At 55.0% G+C, this 17,205-nt stretch carries 14 protein-coding genes; 11 read left to right on the top strand and 3 right to left on the bottom strand.

Going from position 1 to position 17,205, the window contains the following annotated elements:
* The first annotated feature begins 116 nt into the window (after nucleotides 1-116).
* From ychF to A3850_RS12820, 7 genes are all read left to right on the top strand, one after another.
* Nucleotides 117-1,214, top strand: a complete 1,098-nt coding sequence (gene ychF, locus A3850_RS12845) for a redox-regulated ATPase YchF (protein WP_068217089.1) — start codon at nucleotides 117-119, stop codon at nucleotides 1,212-1,214.
* Nucleotides 1,215-1,300: 86 nt separating this feature from the next.
* Complete coding sequence (locus A3850_RS20215) at nucleotides 1,301-1,441, top strand: hypothetical protein (protein ID WP_157501133.1); 141 nt, start codon at nucleotides 1,301-1,303, stop codon at nucleotides 1,439-1,441.
* A gap of 94 nt (nucleotides 1,442-1,535) precedes the next feature.
* Nucleotides 1,536-1,847, top strand: a complete 312-nt coding sequence (gene rplU / locus A3850_RS12840) for a 50S ribosomal protein L21 (RefSeq protein ID WP_068217087.1) — start codon at nucleotides 1,536-1,538, stop codon at nucleotides 1,845-1,847.
* 176 nt (nucleotides 1,848-2,023) lie between these two features.
* Nucleotides 2,024-2,713 carry a 50S ribosomal protein L27 gene (gene rpmA / locus A3850_RS20605; RefSeq protein ID WP_068217085.1) on the top strand — a complete coding sequence of 230 codons (690 nt, stop codon included), beginning with the start codon at nucleotides 2,024-2,026 and terminating at the stop codon, nucleotides 2,711-2,713.
* Between the two features lie 238 nt (nucleotides 2,714-2,951).
* The gene (locus tag A3850_RS12830; protein WP_068217083.1) at nucleotides 2,952-3,419 is read left to right on the top strand and encodes a nucleoside triphosphate pyrophosphohydrolase family protein; all 468 of its coding nucleotides are present in this window, start codon (nucleotides 2,952-2,954) and stop codon (nucleotides 3,417-3,419) included.
* 100 nt (nucleotides 3,420-3,519) lie between these two features.
* On the top strand, nucleotides 3,520-4,167 hold the full coding sequence (locus A3850_RS12825) for a protein-L-isoaspartate(D-aspartate) O-methyltransferase (protein ID WP_068217082.1): 648 nt from the start codon (nucleotides 3,520-3,522) through the stop codon (nucleotides 4,165-4,167).
* 36 nt (nucleotides 4,168-4,203) lie between these two features.
* Nucleotides 4,204-5,697 carry a hypothetical protein gene (locus tag A3850_RS12820; protein ID WP_068217080.1) on the top strand — a complete coding sequence of 498 codons (1,494 nt, stop codon included), beginning with the start codon at nucleotides 4,204-4,206 and terminating at the stop codon, nucleotides 5,695-5,697.
* Here A3850_RS12820 and A3850_RS12815 read toward each other — a convergent pair.
* Together A3850_RS12815 and A3850_RS12810 are read right to left on the bottom strand one after the other, a co-directional pair.
* Entirely contained in the window at nucleotides 5,694-7,814 is a 2,121-nt protein-coding gene (locus A3850_RS12815; protein WP_068217078.1) for a helix-hairpin-helix domain-containing protein, read from the bottom strand. The two genes, A3850_RS12820 and A3850_RS12815, sit on opposite strands and share 4 nt — an antisense overlap.
* Before the next feature lie 53 nt (nucleotides 7,815-7,867).
* Complete coding sequence (locus A3850_RS12810; RefSeq protein ID WP_068217076.1) at nucleotides 7,868-8,800, bottom strand: D-2-hydroxyacid dehydrogenase; 933 nt, start codon at nucleotides 8,798-8,800, stop codon at nucleotides 7,868-7,870.
* A gap of 226 nt (nucleotides 8,801-9,026) precedes the next feature.
* Here A3850_RS12810 and A3850_RS12805 point away from each other — a divergent pair, with 226 nt between their 5' ends.
* The 4 genes from A3850_RS12805 (at nucleotide 9,027) to A3850_RS12790 (ending at nucleotide 16,075) form a co-directional block, all read left to right on the top strand.
* Nucleotides 9,027-11,711 (top strand): TonB-dependent receptor, encoded by a 2,685-nt coding sequence (locus tag A3850_RS12805; RefSeq protein WP_197494050.1) that lies wholly within the window; start codon nucleotides 9,027-9,029, stop codon nucleotides 11,709-11,711.
* Entirely contained in the window at nucleotides 11,704-12,303 is a 600-nt protein-coding gene (coaE, locus tag A3850_RS12800; protein WP_068217073.1) for a dephospho-CoA kinase, read from the top strand. Before A3850_RS12805 ends, coaE begins: the two co-directional genes overlap by 8 nt.
* A gap of 71 nt (nucleotides 12,304-12,374) precedes the next feature.
* Complete coding sequence (locus A3850_RS12795) at nucleotides 12,375-13,517, top strand: LOG family protein (protein WP_068217071.1); 1,143 nt, start codon at nucleotides 12,375-12,377, stop codon at nucleotides 13,515-13,517.
* 158 nt (nucleotides 13,518-13,675) lie between these two features.
* The gene (locus A3850_RS12790; RefSeq protein ID WP_068217069.1) at nucleotides 13,676-16,075 is read left to right on the top strand and encodes a choice-of-anchor B family protein; all 2,400 of its coding nucleotides are present in this window, start codon (nucleotides 13,676-13,678) and stop codon (nucleotides 16,073-16,075) included.
* Nucleotides 16,076-16,162: 87 nt separating this feature from the next.
* Here A3850_RS12790 and mnmH read toward each other — a convergent pair whose 3' ends face one another.
* The gene (gene mnmH / locus A3850_RS12785) at nucleotides 16,163-17,182 is read right to left on the bottom strand and encodes a tRNA 2-selenouridine(34) synthase MnmH (RefSeq protein WP_068217068.1); all 1,020 of its coding nucleotides are present in this window, start codon (nucleotides 17,180-17,182) and stop codon (nucleotides 16,163-16,165) included.
* Nucleotides 17,183-17,205 lie beyond the last annotated feature (23 nt).

The raw sequence follows: 17,205 nt of genomic DNA, 5'->3' as shown, positions 1-17,205 counted from the left end.
TTTGTCGCCTGTTCAATCACTACTAACCATTCAGCGAGACTTCAAGTCAAACCCGCTTCAGAAATAAGTAGCGCACCGCAAAGAATACCTTACTTTTGCGGCCAAATTGAACGCTCATGGCCCTGAAATGTGGAATCGTCGGCTTGCCGAATGTTGGAAAATCTACCCTGTTTAACGCACTGACTTCCGCGAAGGCGTTAGCTGCCAACTACCCCTTCGCGACGAAGGAACCGAACGTAGGCGTCATCACCGTACCCGACCCCCGGCTGGATAAACTGGCCGAATTGGTCAATCCGCAAAAGGTGCAGCCCACCACGGTGGATATTGTCGACATCGCCGGCCTGATCAAAGGTGCCAGCAAGGGTGAGGGATTGGGGAACCAGTTCCTGGGAAACATCCGGGAAACGGATGCCATCATCCACGTCGTGCGTTGTTTTGATGACGACAACGTTGTGCACGTCGATGGTTCCGTAGACCCCGTCCGCGATAAGATGATCATCGATACCGAGCTGATCTTTAAGGATATTGAGACCATCGAAAAGCGGGCGGACAAACTTCGCCGCACCGCCAAGTCCGGCAACAAGGAGCACGCGAAAACCGTAGACATCTACGATGCGCTGCTGGACCACCTCAACTCAGAAAAGCCCGCCCGTAGTTTTGAAACGGACGATGATTCCGGACCGATCATTGACGACCTGTTTCTACTGACGGCCAAGCCCATCCTCTACGTTTGTAACGTTGATGAGGATTCCTTCCCCGGTGGCAATAAGCACACGGAAGCTTTCAAAGCAAACGTAGCCGCAGAACAGGCGGAAGTCCTACTCGTTAGCGCGCAGATCGAAGCCGAGATCGCCGAACTCGACACGGCCGAAGACCGGCAGGAGTTCCTGACGGATATGGGCCTGGATGAACCGGGCGTTAACCGCGTTATCCGTTCCAGCTACATTTTACTCAATCTGCGTACCTACTTCACCGCCGGTGAGAAAGAAGTCCGGGCCTGGACGATCACGGCCGGCACCAAAGCACCCGGCGCCGCCGGCGTGATTCATACGGACTTTGAGAAGGGATTCATCCGCGCGGAGGTAATCCACTACGATGACTACGTTAAGTACGGTTCGGAGGCATCCGCCCGCGACAACGGCAAGTTAAACGTGGAAGGGAAGGAATACGTCGTGGAAGATGGCGACGTGATGCACTTCCGTTTTAATGTCTAGAGGTATTTGTGCTCACTGGTTGACCTAGTCACTCGAGAACTAATGTTCCTGGGTGAGGTTAGACACGTTACCAAAGCGATTGCTCTATGTTTCTGAAGTTCCCTCCCATTTTAGCCGGCAACGGTAGTACCAGTAGCTACATCGTCCTGGCCCTCATCATTGCCGTCGTGGCTGCGGTAGGCATCTTCGTTTTCCGCCAGTTGGGGAAGGATAGTACTGAGGGTTAGCCCTAATTGGCCGGTAACGAAATAGTTATGGGGAAGCCATAGTGAAATTGTGGAGAATGTCTTACCTTTGCGGCCCAATTAAAACAATTTCCTAATGTTTGCAATCGTAACCATAGCCGGTCAGCAATTCAAAGTAGAGGAAGGTCAGGAGATCTTCGTCCACCGGCTAGAAGCCAACGCTGGCGATTCCGTCAGTTTCAGCGATGTCCACTTCACCTCGGGTGATGCGGGTACGTCCATCGGCACGCCGAACGTCAGTGGCGCCAGCGTAGGCGCTACCGTAATTGATCACGTGAAAGGCGACAAGGTCGTCATCTTCAAGAAGAAGCGCCGCAAGGGCTACCGAGTGAAGAATGGCCACCGCCAGCAGTTCACCAAAATCAAAATTGATTCCGTCACGGTCTAGGATACTCCTTCGACCATTTCCATAAGCATTGTTAATAGCCACGGTCAGTTTAGTCAATCCTTACTTTCTTGTTTTCGCCACGTCACGAATTCCGCGAAAACAAATGGAGCGATTTCGACTGACCCTTCCTAGAAAGCGTGACCTCTACCGGCTAACACAATAAAAATAATAAAATTATGGCCCACAAAAAAGGTGTTGGTAGTACCGACAACGGCCGCGACAGTAACAGTAAACGCCTCGGCGTCAAACTCTTCGGAGGCCAAGCCGCGAAAGCCGGCAACATCATCATTCGCCAGCGCGGTACGAAGTACCACCCCGGTGAGAATGTATACATGGGTCGTGACTTCACGATCCACGCTCAGGTAGACGGCAAAGTGTCCTTCCGCAAGAGCCACCGCAACCGCATGTACGTAAGCATCCAGCCCGAAGGTGCTGAAGCCGCCGTTGCTTCTGCTGCTCCTAAAGCTGCTGCTGCACCCAAGGCAAAGGCCGCTCCAAAGGCAAAAGCTGCACCCGCAGCCGCCGCCCCAGCGGACACTACCGTACAGGGTATCGCCGACGTTGCTCCAAAGGCGAAAGCCGAGAAAGTAACCGTAGGCGGTAAGAAGTACAACCAGGATGACCTCAAGGTCGTCGAAGGCATTGGCCCGAAGATCGAAGGTTTGCTGCACGACATCGGCATCAACACCTGGGAAGGTTTGGCTACGGCTGAGCTCGAAAAGGTGCAGGCCATGCTCGACGAAGCTGGCCCCCGCTACCGTATCCACAATCCCAAGACTTGGGCCAAGCAGGCACGCCTCGCCGCTGACGCCAAGTGGGAAGAGCTCGAAAAGCTCCAGGATGAACTCGACGGCGGTAAGGAGTAATCCTTCCCCACCAAGTTTAATGAAAACCCGGCTCGGACTTTGGTCCTGGCCGGGTTTTCTCGTTTTGAATAGCTCCTTCAGCACAAACTACTGGTCGATGATTTGGATGATGGGATCAAGTTTGATCGGGAGTTTGCAACGACACAACTAATGGTCACGAGTGAACTTGCCTTCCTCCTTAAGATGGCTCGTAAAGTGCAGCCCGTTGCGTACCTTGCCCGTCACCCAAAATAGCTCAATGAAATCTCCCGATGCCCTGGCCACCGTGGCCGAATTTCACCGTACTTTTCACCTACCGGTACTCGAAGAACCGACCATCCCCAGCGCCGAGCGGTGTATGCTGCGGATCAATCTTTTGCGGGAAGAGTTGCAGGAGTTGGAGGAGGCCATCACCAACAATGATCTGGTGGAAGCCGCCGACGCCTTCGCCGATCTCCAGTACGTACTCAGTGGCGCCATCCTGGAGTTTGGGCTTGGAGATAGATTCAAGGCCATTTTTGATGAAGTCCACCGCAGTAACATGAGCAAGACTTGTGCGACTACCACCGAGGCGGAAGAGACCATTGCTCACTACAATAAATTGGACCAACCTGGCAAGATCGTACCGAGCGAAGGCGTATACCTCGTTCACCGCATTGAGGACGGGAAGGTGCTGAAGAACGTGCATTACTCCTCTGCCAAAATTGCTCAACTGGTCAACGATTAGTCCCAAAGGCAGGTAATTATTGGTTCTCTAGCTGGACCAGCCTCCCGCAAGTTACTATCGCACTCTCCTAATAACCCGATCCGTCAATACCCTACCAACTTTGGATACTTACCGACACCGAGGACAGCGGCGCCAACTTATCGATGAGCTACGGGCTACGGGTCGCTTCAGTGAGAAGGTGCTTAAAGTGATGGGAATTATTCCCCGCCACGCTTTCCTCGAAAGTGGATTCCACGGCTGGGCCTACCGCGACGAGGCCTTTCCGATTGATTGCGACCAGACCATTTCCCAACCTTCCACCGTGGCGTGGCAGAGTACGGAGTTGCAGGTGCTGCCCCGGCAACACGTCCTGGAAATTGGTACGGGTTCCGGTTATCAGGCGGCCGTGCTGTCCGTTTTAGGTGGACGTGTCTTTACCGTCGAACGCCACGCACCACTCTACAAGAAAGCTAAACTGACGCTCAAGAAATTGCGGTTGGATCACATCCGCTGCTTCTTACGCGATGGTAACAAGGGACTACCCGAATTCGCTCCGTTCGACCGCATCATGGCCACTGCCGGAGCGGAATCCGTCCCCGAAAAGTTAAAGGAACAACTGAAGGTTGGTGGCATAATGATCATTCCCGTCGGCCCGGAAGGTAAGGAACAACGATTGCTCAAGATCGTCCGCACGAGCAAGGACAACTGGACTGAGGAAGACCTTGGCAGTTGTCAATTCGTCCCTTTTGCCCAAGGACTGGTTAAATAAGATAGCTTATTCCGCTACGGCATTGCCCTTCAACGTATGCTCCTCTTCGACTTCAAACTTAGCACTCCCTTCGGGCCGGCTCACTTTACGGTGACCTTTGCTGATGACGGTAACCTCCAGCAAATAGATTCTTCGGCGGTGAACCTGTCCCCCACCATGCTGAAACTGACTTACGGTGAGCGGGCGGAGGCAGCCGGAAATTACTTTAGGGCCCTCAAGTCCAATCTAGGCTTTCAATTGGAGGTAGTCCCTTTTCTGGACAGCGCGCCACCTTACCTCAGAGAAATCCACTCCGCCTTTGCCGCAATAAGGACGGGGGATGCTCACCATCCCGCAGACTGGAGCGAAGCTCAACTTGTCCGGCTAAACTACTGGAAACGGTTTCCTAAGTATCTACCCGTACTCTACCTGCAAAATGGCAATCAGGACGCGGCGCTGCAGAAGTTCGCCGCCAACCTTTCCCGGAAGAAGAGTGCGAACTCCCCTACCCTCGCAGCCCTCGAGCCGTGGGTGCTTACGCTGTTTGATTTGGCCGCAACGGGCGCAGTTCACCTCGTTTGGGAGACCCTCGGTCACCTGGGAACGGCTTCCGGAGCGGAGATCATGCTATCGGCGCTGGAAAGTGAAGGGTTCCACCCTTATAGCCGGTCCATCCTGAAAGGTTTACTGGGCAATTTTAATCCTGAGCGGGACGGCGATCGCTTGCTGGCCCTACACGATCGACTGGAATACGGAGAGGACCTGGCCCGGCCATACTTGCGGGTTGTCCGCCGCATAAACAGCGCCGCGGCGGTTGCGGTGGCAAAGGCCGTTCTTCACCAGCAAGTGAACGCGCTCCCGGAAGCGCTGGCGATCTTCGTGGATAATAATGTAGAGGATCCAGTAGGCATTGCCCGGCAGGCTTTCTGGGATACGGAGAAATTTTGGGTTGCTTTTCGCTACGTTGCCCTATTGAGAGAGTTGGTTTTGCCGGAGCAACAGCTCACGTTACGGGATGTCAACGAGAAATTAGCTCAGCCCATTTTCCTGGATACAGCCCCGGTGATTTGGCAACAGCAACTGTCGGAAGCGTGGAAGTCGCTTTTGATGGATACGGACCCCGCCATTCGCCTCCAAATCATTGAGGAGTACCTTTTCCGGCCGGAGGCACGGTTGAAGTATAATGCCCTGCTTCAGTTGAACTATATCCTTCGCCAGGCACCCGCGACAGCGCCAAAACCCGACATACTGAACGAGCTCTCCAACTTGGTCGCACACCGTTTCGATAAAGTAGCGGCGCAAGCCATCGCGGCCGTACGCAAATTGGTAGAAAGCATGCCGGATTGGGAAGCGCTTAACGCTAACCTAATGCCCATCAGCACGGCGCCCGGCCTGCGGGTAGCTAAATTGAAACTGCTGCGGACACTCGGACAGCGACCCGCCATTCACGCGGCGCAACGGGACTACTTTCTACAGTACGTGGAATCAGACATCATGCCGGACGAGCGGATGGTGACGCGATCCATCATCAAGTACCTTAAGCTAAATTAAAAACGCCAGATCGCCTGCAGCCCGGCATCGGTGCGCGAGCTCCCCCCGTTATCCTCTAGGCCCGTCCCCGCCGCGCGTCCATCGGTAAAGAAGGTTTGGGCGATGCGACCTTCCAGCGTGAGACGGCGGATGCCTTTGTACCGGACGAGCAGAAAAGAGCGGGTGCCACGGCTGTAGTACGGGAGAATGCGCGCGTTGTAGAGTAAGCCATTTTCGTACTGGTAAAAGCGCACGTCGTAGCTATCGGTATCGAACACCGCGAAACGACCGGTAAAACTCCACGGGCCCACGGGTTTGTAGATCAAGTCCTGGTAGATGGAGAAACCGTTCTGTCGGTCTTCATCGGGGCGGTCCGTAAAACCGTAATCGAAGCGGCTTCGCCAGGTCAACTGCTTATTGATGATGTAGCCGAAGTGAAGCCGGGCCTGAAAACGGGTTTCGGGCACGACGGCATCGAGGTTGGAGAAGGTGATCCCGTTCCCGGTCTGCCCCTTGGTTTCGGAACGTACCTCGATGTAGCTATCCAGTTTTCGCTTCTGCCAGTAGGTCAGGCGCAAGCGGTACTCGTGTCCGGCGTCCGGGCCGTTAACCTGGAAGCGGGCGAAAGGGAAGCGGAATACATCGTAGTAGGCGTTCACGCGGAAGTTCTTCCCCGGGCGGATGGCCACGCCAAAATAGAGTCCTTCTTCGTCGCGCCCACTGCTCGTTTCGCCGAAGGGTCGGGCGTTAAGGGCCTGGTAATCATGGGCGTAGTTGCGGTAAACGGCGCTGAAGTCGGCGTAGCGATTTAGGCCAACCATTACGCCGTGGAGCATAGCGGTAGCGCCATTGTCAGAACCAGCCACCTCGCCGAAGAAGGTAAAATTTCGGAGGCGGTAACGGTAGTCGAGGCTGGCGTTTTTTAGCTGCGTGCCCCGGAAGAAGAAACGGTTGTAGAGCTGGTCGCGTAGTTCTAGCGGCCGGCTCAAATTCTCGCTGAGGAAGTTCAGGCCGACGTACAGACGCTGGCTGGGGCGGTACTGCAGGCTGCCCCCGTAACTGATCTGGGTGATCGTATTGCGGTCCTCCACTTCCCCCGGCGTACGGTTGAGGCCGGAGATGTTGAGGCTGGTTACGCCCAGTAGTTCCTCGTTTACGTCCAGGGTATCGATTGGGGAAACCAGGTTGGCATTTCTGCCGCGGCGGCTACCGAATACTGTCAGTTCCACCTTTTTACCCAGGGCCAGCGTCGTAGCCGCCCCCCGGAAAAAGTTGAATTCACTGACGCTCGTGTAAGGCCGCAGGGTCTGCCCACCCCGGGCTGTATTGGTCGATTGTACCGACTTGCCAAATCCGAAGCCATTGAACAGGACGAGACCCTGGCCGAAGCTAATGTTGTAATCGCCGATGGCTACTGCCTTGACCGTTTTATTGATTCCGCGGAGATAGAAGTGGGCGCTGTAGAAATCGAAGCCGCGCTTGGCATTATTCTCCCGGAAGAAAGCTTCGCCCGGGTCCTTTTCGGCGGTGAATCCGAAGCTTAGCTTGTTGCTGTACTTCTGGCGAAAGCGGGTGTACAGGCGGTCGGGACTGCCCAGGTAAAAACTGCGCCCATCTTCGGGGCCGAGTTCGTAACCCCTCGCACGCTCCAGGCGGCGTTGCCACCGGACGTAGAGTTCACGGTCGCCTTCCTTGAGCATGCGGGACAGCGGTGTTTTGGCGTCGTCCAATTCTTCATTCCCAACTTTAACGTAGGGAAGAATCCGGCGGATGGTCTCCAGGTCAAACGAGGGGATGGCCTGCAGTTCGTACTGGCTGACGAAACCATTGAGCCGTTCACGGTAATCCAGCAGTTGGGTGGCCTGGATGGGACTGAACAGCAGGGTTTCTAGCAGTTCGTCGTAGGTAGCCTTATTTAGGTTGAGCGGCCTTTTGGCGTAGGCCTCGAGCACGTCGAAGGCGGCGTTAAACTCAAATTCGTCCGTCTCTTCACCGCCGTTGGTGGCAACGTCTTCGATGAGTTGTTCCTGTAGATCGGTGGGGTCGGTCACGTCCGGTGGGTTCGTCTGCCCAAGGGCAACCACGTTCGCAGTTAAGACAAGCAAAAACACGTAAAGCGGGCGAAGGAGCTGACGCATGCGGTAAAGATAGCCCCGCACGGTGGCGCAGCGAAGTCGTAACGCCCCGATCTCTACCAACCTTGCTCGATGTTAGCGATAATGCCATCCACGAGGGTCGTCCGCGCTTCGACGCTGGCCCAGCCGATGTGCGGTGTCAGCAGCAATTTGCTTCGGTCTTTGACGCTCAGGTAGACGTGGTTTTGCGGAATGGGCTCCGTCGTAAAAACGTCTACGGCGGCTCCGGCAATCAATTCTTCGTCGAGGGCACGGACGAGGTCGGGCTCATTCACGATGCCGCCGCGGGCCACGTTGATGAGGTAGGCGCTAGACTTCATTTGCCGTAGGGCGGCGTAATCGATCAGATTTTCGGTCTTTGCGTTCAGGGGGCAATGGATGGAGATCACTTCGCAAGTGCTCAGCAACTCCTCAAGCGAGACGGCGGGATAGGGTTGTTCCTGGTTGCGGCCGGAAGTTGAATAGTAGCAAACGTTGGCTCCGTAGGCCGTCGCCAGTTCCGCGACCCGTTGGCCGATGGTGCCCATCCCGATGATGCCGTAGCGAGCGCCTTTCAGTTCGTAGAAGGGTCGGCGCCAGACCGCAAAGTGGGGCTGGCCAGCGTAGGTGCCGTCGTACACGGATTGGTTGAGGTGAATCAGATCCATCGCCACGGTAAAGAGCGCGGTCAGCGTCAGTTGGGCGACGGCCTCCGTACTGTAGCCACTTACGTTTCTAACGGGAATGCCACGCTCCCTGGCGGCTTCCTGGTCCACGTTGTTCATGCCCGTTGCGGCGATACAAATTAGTTTTAGATCGGGAAGTGCGTTGATCACCTCGGCGTCGAGCACGACTTTGTTAGTGATGGCTACGTCGGCTCCTTCCAGGCGTTCTATGACTTTGGGCGCTGACGTAGATGCGTAGTGGTGGAAGTCACCGATATCCGCCAGGCGAGAGAGTTGATCTGGCAGGTCGGCGAGGGTGGCGGAATCCAAAAAGACAATCTTCATAGGAGCAAGGTAGGGAGATCGGAACGGAATATTGGGGATGTTCAAGCGCCTGATCTACCTAACAAAACAAATAGGATCAAGCTTCGCCATTCCTATTAGTTCGGGGGAGTTCTAAACAAACCGGGGCCGTTCCGGGATAAGGAAGGGTATACCCAAACCAGAGTCCGGGATGGGTCCGATTGCTCCGTTATTCCACCGCTATATTGATAGCCCTAAGTATTTAAATTTGTCCCTTTCCACCCCTTCACCTTGCACCCGCGGCAGCGCCCTGTTGCTGTTCTTATTGCTATCGTTCAGCCTGCACGCCCAGGAAGCCGACGTATTCGGGCAGGTGATCGATGAAGAGGGCACTCCTTTGGTAGGTGCAACCGTACGGGTCCTGGGATCCGTAATTGGTACCACGACGGACTACGAAGGCCACTACGATCTGGGCATCCCACCCGGCCGTATCAGGATGGTCTTTACCTACTTGGGGTACCGGGATTTGGATACGGTGGTAGTAGCCAAGAACGCAGACCGAGAAATTGAGCTGAACGTGGTGATGGAACAATCATCCATCAACGCCGGGCCAGAAGTCATCGTGATTGGCAGCCGTGCCAGCCGCCAGGCACAGGCGCTTCGGCGGCAACAGTCGGCCCTGACGGCGCAAACGATCATCCATAGCGAGCTATTCAATAAGTACCCGGACGTAACGATTGCCGAGACCGTCTCGCGGTTGCCGGGCGTATCCATCATTCGGGGGGTTGGCGAAGGCAAAATTCTACAAGTGCGGGGGCTCCCGGAGCAATTCACGGCGGTCGCCCTGAACGGACAACGGCTACCGACCGTGCAGGCCGAAGCGGATCAGGAGGGTACGCTCGACCTGATCCAAAGTAACTTGGTCGATGAAGTGCGGGTGATCAAAGCCAGGACGGCCGATATGGATGGCGACGCCATCGGTGGTACCGTGGACTTCCGCGTCCGCCAGCCGGAAGAAAAATTTGAAACGCTCGTCCAAGCGGGCGTAGGCAACAATTTTGGTTTTGACGATAACCCCGGCCAACAAACTGGCGCAACGGAAGTGACGGGCGTCATCAACAGTGAGATCAACGACGAAAAAATCTATGCGCTGGCGGCGGGTAGTTACCAGCGGCTGGGCCGGGGAACGCAGCAGACGATTTACGATTATGAAGGTAGCAACCAGGACCTTTTCGCCGCCCGCCCCGCGGACATCGACCGACTGGTAGAGCGGCGCGGATTTGTGGGTGCCATTGAATTCCGCCCCAGTATCTACAACCGGCTGAAGATCGCCTACAACCTCGCGCGTACCGAAGAAGAGATTACCAATCGCCAGCTATTCGCCAGAAACCTAGATGGTGGCGTGGGGACGCTCGACCGGCGGACCAGCACCTGGGACAAAGAACGGCAGCTGGAACTAGTGGCTTTGGAGGGGGAAAATAACTTCCCGCGGACCCGGGTGGATTACACGCTGAGCTTCAGCCAAACGCGGGAAAACCTCGACGATAGACTATCTAGCTTCTACGGTTCTGCAACAACGGACGCGCGTTTCCCGGCCCTTGGTAACAAGGAATTAACGGACGCGAGAGCCCGCTCTTCTTTCTCTGGCGCCGCGCTCGGTGGAAACCGCAACGTCCAAGAAAATATTGATCTCGATGAGGACGTAGCCATCATGAGTGCGAACGTAACGCGCTACCTGAATAAGTCCCGCACCTCCTACCTGAGGGGTGGTTTTCGGTACCGTAGTAAGAACCGGACTTACGGCGTGTTTGGGGCGCAGAGCGAGATTGACCGTGCCCTATCTGCACCCGCAGCTGGAGAATTTCGTGACCCCGTTGGTGCGCCGCTATTCGAGGACGTCCCCAACTTGAACGATGAGGTAAACCGCCGCTACGCCGCCCGACAGCGCATCAATGCAGGATATTTGCTGTACGCCGCCAACCTTTCCAGCCGCTTCTCCATCAGTGCTGGCGGTCGCTACGAAAGCTTGGAAGTCCAGACTACGGAAGTGGATCAGGATACCTTTAGTTTCACGGAGGGAGACTTCCTCCCCAGTATCAACCTGACTTACCGCGCCCGCCGGGAACGGCAGGTCCGATTAAGCGTTTACCAAGCCGTAGCACGAGCGAACTACGGTACGTACATCTCCGGCCGCCGCTTACCGTTGATGAGTTTGGATGAATTCAGCGTGGGCAATCAGGATATCCAGAATACCTTCAGTAATAATATCGATTTGACTTTCGAGCGCTACGGACGGCGAGACGGATTGGTGAGCGCTGGGCTTTACTACAAGCAGCTAAACCGCCCTACCCTGCGAAGCACGGTTACCAACTACGATACCGAAATTCCCACCTACACCACTCAATTGATCAACACGGATGATGCCTCCATTTTTGGTCTCGAGTTGGCTATCTACCAAAACCTGAACTTCCTTAGCCCCGGTTCTTCCTGGCGCCACTTCAACCTGAACGCGACCTACAACTTTAATGCTATCGTGGCTGACGATGACGAATTAGACATTGAGGACTTTAGTCTGGGGCAAGCCCCCCGGCAGACGGCCAACCTCAGTTTCGTTTACGCTAACCCGAAACGGCGGATCAACCTCGTAGCTGCGGCCAATTACCGCGACCGAGTCTTCGACCGCTTGCTCGATAACCGGGCAATCTATAAGAACGGTTTCTTCAGTTTGGACATCTCCGCGGACTACCGAGTATACAAGGATTTCTCCCTATATGTCCGGCTCAATAACCTGACCGACCATCCCTTCCGGGAGCACTTTGGGTTGCCTGGTAACAGCGATAGCCGCCTACGCTCCGAAGCTAGGTACGGGACCTGGGGCGTGGTGGGCGTACGGCTGCAACCGAAACGCAACCGCGTCCGTGCGGGGGAAAGTAACGGCCTGAATAATGAGTAAACGCCCACCTTTAATTGGACTGACCGGTAACATCGGTTCCGGCAAAACGACCGTCGGCCGTGAATTTGAGCGGCTGGGTATTCCGGTGTACTACGCCGATGCCGCCGCCAAACGGCTAATGCGAGAAGACCTTGAACTTCGTGTCGCCATACAGGACCGCTTCGGAAAAGCCAGTTATCAGACGGATGGTGAGCTAAATCGTACCTACTTGGCTGAACAAGTTTTTGGTGACGACGAAGCGTTGGCGGCACTTAATGCCCTCGTACACCCGGCCGTCCATCGTGACGCTGAGAGCTGGCGAGCAGGTCATCATCATGCTCCATATCTGCTTTATGAGGCGGCTATACTGTTAGAAATTGGACGCGCGCATGCTTTCGAGGCCGTCCTAGTTGTCCATGCTCCGCTGGAAGAACGGATGCGTCGGGTAATGGCACGTGACGGCGCCACCGAAGCGGCTTTCCAAGCCCGGGCAGCAAAGCAATGGACGGATGAGCGAAAGTTGGCGGCAGCGGACTTCATCATCAACAACCGGGGGGGCGATCTGATCTGGCCCCAGATCTTGGCCCATCATCAGCGCTTTTTGCTGCTCTAGTGTCCGTGCTTAGAACAATGGCGCACCCTAAATCATCTTGATAGGGCATTATCTACCCAGCTTACCAAAGAATGAAGTCTAAATTTTCTCTGGATTCCTGCCCCATCTACCGTACGATCGACGATGAATGGTTACTGACTGGAACGCCCGATCTACACAATACAACCCTAATTGATATTGATCTCCGCGGTCTGTCGATTGATTGGAAGGCCGTTCCGGCGAATGAAAGCACCTTATTCATTGGGTGCCAACTGGCGCTCGAAGATGAATTAATTCTCCGGCGTCGGGGTGTCTCCTTCCTGCATACGCCTACCGATCTTCCCTACCGGCCCACCCGACGGCAGCTCTACACCTGGCAGGAGTTGATGGAGGGCTATACCCGGAAAGTAGACAATAGCGTAGACCTACACATCTACCAGCACTACGAAAACAGTAAGCGCTGCCCCAGCATCAATGAGGCGTTGTGGCAGCGCATCCACGACTTCAGTATTGATGAAGGCTTGCGGCGGCTGCTCGACTTTACGCCGGCGGGGCTACCTAAACGAAAGTGCGTGGGCATCATGGGTGGCCACGGTACGGCAAGGACCTCACCGGATTACGAAAAGACGCTGCGCACGGCCAAATTGCTAACTGAGAACGGCTACTTCATCGCCAGTGGTGGTGGCCCCGGTATTATGGAAGCCGCTAATCTTGGCGCTTACCTGGCGGGCCGTAGTGAAGAGGAATTGCAGTGGGTCCTCTCCACGCTCTCAGTTGCACCAACGTATAAGGATGAGGGGTTTAATGACGCGGCCCTCAGTATTTTGGAGCGCTTCGAGACGGGTGCTGAAAGCCTGGCCATCCCAACTTGGTTTTATGGCCACGAGCCAAGTAATCTTTTTGCCAGTTATATCGCGAAGTACTTCAGTAATTCGATTCGGGAAGACACCTTGCTGGCCGTCGCGCTCTACGGAATTGTCTATGCACCCGGCAGTGCGGGAACGACGCAGGAGATCTTTATGGATGCGGCCCAAAACCATTATGGCACCTATAATTTCGTTAGCCCCATGGTTTTCCTGGGAAAAGAACGGTATACGGAGCAGACCGATCTGTATCCACTAATTCAGCAATTAGCTGAAGGGAGAGCATACGCTGACTTCCTCCACCTGACGGACGAGCCGGCCGACGTGCTTTCCTTTATCCAGCAGCACGAGCCGACAAGGTTCGTTGGCTAAGACCGGCCATTTTTTATCTGACGCTTCATTTGACGCGTGGCTTAAGCGACTGTTTTCGTCCGCTAAATGCCCTTACTCTGAAATACAGAGAACCTGCCCTACCCCGCGCGGGTAATAACCTTACTTTCGCGCTAACCACTAACCTAGCTTACTTCCAGATGACTCGTATTTTACTTTTTCTGTTGGTCCTAACCAGCACGACGGCTTTCGCCCAATTGAATTCCACCCTGATGGATAACCTGCCCTACGATTCGGGCGTCAACGACATCTGGGGTTACGTTGCCCCGGACGGTACGGAATACGCTATTGTCGGCCTGGTGAATGGCATCTCGTTCGTCAGCTTAGCGGACCCAAGTAACGTGGTGGAAGTAGCGCGTATCCCCGGTGAATTTTCCCAGTGGCGCGACATGAAAACGTTCGGCACTTACGCCTACAGCGTGGCGGATCAACGTGGTAGCACGGAAGGCATTACCGCTTTTGACCTTTCTTTTCTTCCCGATTCGGTCCCCTTTACTCGCAATACCTACGATATTCCCGGTGAGACCGTTCGCTTTGAACGGGCCCACAACCTGTTCATCAACGAGGAGACCGGTATCATCTTTACCGCCGGAGGTACCCGCGACTTGCGCGACGGTGGCATCATGATGTTTGACGTCAACGATACACCGATGAACCCCACCCTGGTGGGACTCGGCCCCGCTATCTACTCCCACGATGTAACGGTACGTAAGGACACCATGTACGCTTCTGAGATCTACCGTGGTGATCTCACGCTTTACGACGTGAGCGACTTTGACAATATCGTTGAAATGGGCCGCGTACAAACGCCCTTCTCGTTTACCCACAATGCTTGGTCCACTGATGACGGCCGCTACGTCTTTACGACTGATGAGCTGGCAAATGCCCCGGTTGCTTCCTACGATGTTTCCGATAAGAACGATATCAAGCTGCTTGATGAGTACCGTCCGGTTAATTCCCTTAACAAAGGTGCCATCCCGCATAATGCCCACGTGATTGGCGATTTCGTATCCATCAGCTACTACACGGATGGCCTCCGCGTTGTCGATGCGAGTTGCCCGGATAACCTCGTGGAGATCGCCAACTACGACACCTTCCTTGGGGCCGACGGTGACTTTAACGGCGCTTGGGGTGCCTACCCCTACCTACCTAGTGGATTGACGCTGGTGTCCGATCGCCAAACCGGTTTGTACGTCGTCGACGTAGATTACAAATCCGCCGCCAAAATTCAAGGTATCATCACGGATGCTGATGATGGTTTCCCAGTCAATGGTGTTGAGGTTACCATTGATGCTGCGCAACCTAACCAGGAAATGACGGGGGTGATTGGTGAGTATAAAACCGGTATTGCGGATGGTGGCACTTACAGTGTAACCTTCCGCCAAGCGGAATACTTGCCGCTTACCTTGGAAGTCACTTTGGTCAACGGGGAGATCCTCCAGCTGGATACTACGCTGCAAAAGGCCAATCAATTTTTCGATGCTGGCGTTACGCTCACGGATGCAGAGACCGGGATGCCCATTAGCGGTGGCCTGGTCAACATTCAGGGAGAGTTCACCGATTTTGATACACCCACAAACGCTAGTGGTAACATCACTGGGGTAAGCCTGCGGAATAACCAAACTTACACCGTCACCTTTTCTGCTTGGGGTTACCAGGCGCAGCAGATGTCAAACTTAGCTGCAAATGAAGTGACGAATCTTTCCGCGGCGCTCGTACCTGGCTACCAGGATGACTTCGTTACCGATCTGGGCTGGTCCCTCGTTGTTGGCACTCCGCTGGATGGCAATTGGGAACGTGGCGTTCCGGTCGGCACCTCCAGCGGCAGTATTCTAGCTAACCCCGGCACGGACGTTGATAATGACCTAGGGGATAAGGCTTACGTCACCGGTAATGATGGCGGTGGTGTCGGCAATGATGATGTTGACGATGGCACGACCACTCTTGAGTCCCCCGCCTTCGGAACCTTGCTTCCGGCCAATAGTGAACTGACGGTACACTACAGTTACTGGTTCAGCAACTTTGGTGGTGACGGAAGCCCTGATGATGCACTCACCGTCAGCCTCAAAACGGCGACTGGCGAGACCTTCCTGGTTAAAGAATACACGGAACCCACTCAGGCTTGGGTACAGGATAGCTTCAAGGTATTGGACTTCACTACGGCAGTTGACGGCCTTCAACTCGAAGTGACCGCGAGTGACCTCCCCGGCGCCGGCCACGTCGTTGAGGCGGGCTTCGACCGCTTCTTCGTGACTGAGGAGCTAAGCACTTCTACCAGTAATACGATTGATCCCAGCATTGGTGTCGAAGTATATCCGAACCCAGCCGCCGGTCCTTTCACGGTTCGCTACGCCGCACCCAATGCGAGTGAGCTAACGCTGCGCATCACGGATGCCAACGGACGGGAAATGAGCAGCCGAACATTAGGCGCAAACGTTGGACAAATTCAACTCGGCGAGGCGTTACCCAAGGGTTTCTACATCGTGGAACTACTTGACGCCGGCCAGCGAGTCTGGACGGGCAAAGCAGTACGTCAATAAGACCAAATTACTTGCTCAAAAGAATAAGCGGGGCTACCACTAGGTTGGTAGCCCCGCTTGCTATTTATCCATTCCGCATTTGCGTAGCTAGGTCATCAACAACTGTTGGGCAACTGCAAGCGGATCGGCTGATTCCGCTACGATGGTTCGCACCACGTTTGCCTTTCTCCTCTCCCCGTAGTGGTGGTATGCTTTATCGTAATATACCAGGGCGATGCTTGCTGCGGTCGCCAAATCTCCGGCCTCAATGGCTTCAAGAGCGCTGTTCAGATGCTGGCCACCCAATTTTTTCCGGATGCGGGTAAAGGCGCCTGCTAGCAGATCAGGATCGGCGTCCCCGTAAATTCCAACCAATCTATTTACCCGCCATTCCTTTGGTTGCTCCAGCATCGTAACGGGCGCCGCGGCGAGTCTGCCGTAGAATTCATCCGGCATGTATACGTGGCCGATCATTCGGCTTTCGTCCTCCAGATATACGGTAGATCCTGGTGGGATACTCCTTAATTCGGAGAAGAGGATATTCTCAAATTGCTCCGAACTCGGCTGAGGCGCTTCACCGATGGCACCAAAGGAGGACCCCTTATGATTAGCAATGCCTTCCAAATCGATAACGTGCGCGCCCAGCTCTGCCATGGCAAGCAACACCTGAGTTTTTCCACTTCCGGTAGGCCCGCTTAGTACTTGAAAGTTGTGGTCACTGTGCTGCAGGTAATGGCGAATGAACGTTCGCGCACCTTTGTATCCACCCGTGAGTTGCGTGACGTCCATCCCGGCGCGCTCGAGGAGCCAGGCGACGCTTCCGCTGCGTTGCCCACCGCGCCAGCAGTGTACTACAGCTTTATTATCAGGCGCCAGTTCCCTGGCTCGCTCGACCAACCACCGCATTTTGCTGCCGGCGATTTCCAGTCCTTTTAAAAGCGCGGCGTCGGGCGAGGTTTGTTTGTAGAGCGTGCCTACTTCCGCTCGTTCAGCGTCCGAAAAGAGGGGTAGACTTTGGGCGCCGGGTAGCCTGCCGGCAGTGTATTCCCCGGGGGAACGGACGTCCAACAGCGTGGTGCCACTTGGGTAGTTTCCCGCAAAGTACTCCTCGGCCGTTATTGTTTTCACGTGGATAATTCGAATAGATGCTG

The organism is Lewinella sp. 4G2, assembly GCF_001625015.1.
Classification (GTDB): domain Bacteria; phylum Bacteroidota; class Bacteroidia; order Chitinophagales; family Saprospiraceae; genus Neolewinella.
Note: the sequence above shows the minus strand (reverse complement) of the source record. Positions and strands in the feature narration are given on the sequence as shown.

Bases quoted from the DNA above. Each gene is read 5' to 3' on its own strand.
- ychF (WP_068217089.1), top strand. From the start codon at position 117: ATGGCCCTGAAATGTGGAATCGTCGGCTTGCCGAATGTTGGAAAATCT.
- A3850_RS20215 (WP_157501133.1), top strand. From the start codon at position 1,301: ATGTTTCTGAAGTTCCCTCCCATTTTAGCCGGCAACGGTAGTACCAGT.
- rplU (WP_068217087.1), top strand. From the start codon at position 1,536: ATGTTTGCAATCGTAACCATAGCCGGTCAGCAATTCAAAGTAGAGGAA.
- rpmA (WP_068217085.1), top strand. From the start codon at position 2,024: ATGGCCCACAAAAAAGGTGTTGGTAGTACCGACAACGGCCGCGACAGT.
- A3850_RS12830 (WP_068217083.1), top strand. From the start codon at position 2,952: ATGAAATCTCCCGATGCCCTGGCCACCGTGGCCGAATTTCACCGTACT.
- A3850_RS12820 (WP_068217080.1), top strand. From the start codon at position 4,204: ATGCTCCTCTTCGACTTCAAACTTAGCACTCCCTTCGGGCCGGCTCAC.
- A3850_RS12815 (WP_068217078.1), bottom strand. From the start codon at position 7,814: ATGCGTCAGCTCCTTCGCCCGCTTTACGTGTTTTTGCTTGTCTTAACT.
- A3850_RS12810 (WP_068217076.1), bottom strand. From the start codon at position 8,800: ATGAAGATTGTCTTTTTGGATTCCGCCACCCTCGCCGACCTGCCAGAT.
- coaE (WP_068217073.1), top strand. From the start codon at position 11,704: ATGAGTAAACGCCCACCTTTAATTGGACTGACCGGTAACATCGGTTCC.
- A3850_RS12795 (WP_068217071.1), top strand. From the start codon at position 12,375: ATGAAGTCTAAATTTTCTCTGGATTCCTGCCCCATCTACCGTACGATC.
- A3850_RS12790 (WP_068217069.1), top strand. From the start codon at position 13,676: ATGACTCGTATTTTACTTTTTCTGTTGGTCCTAACCAGCACGACGGCT.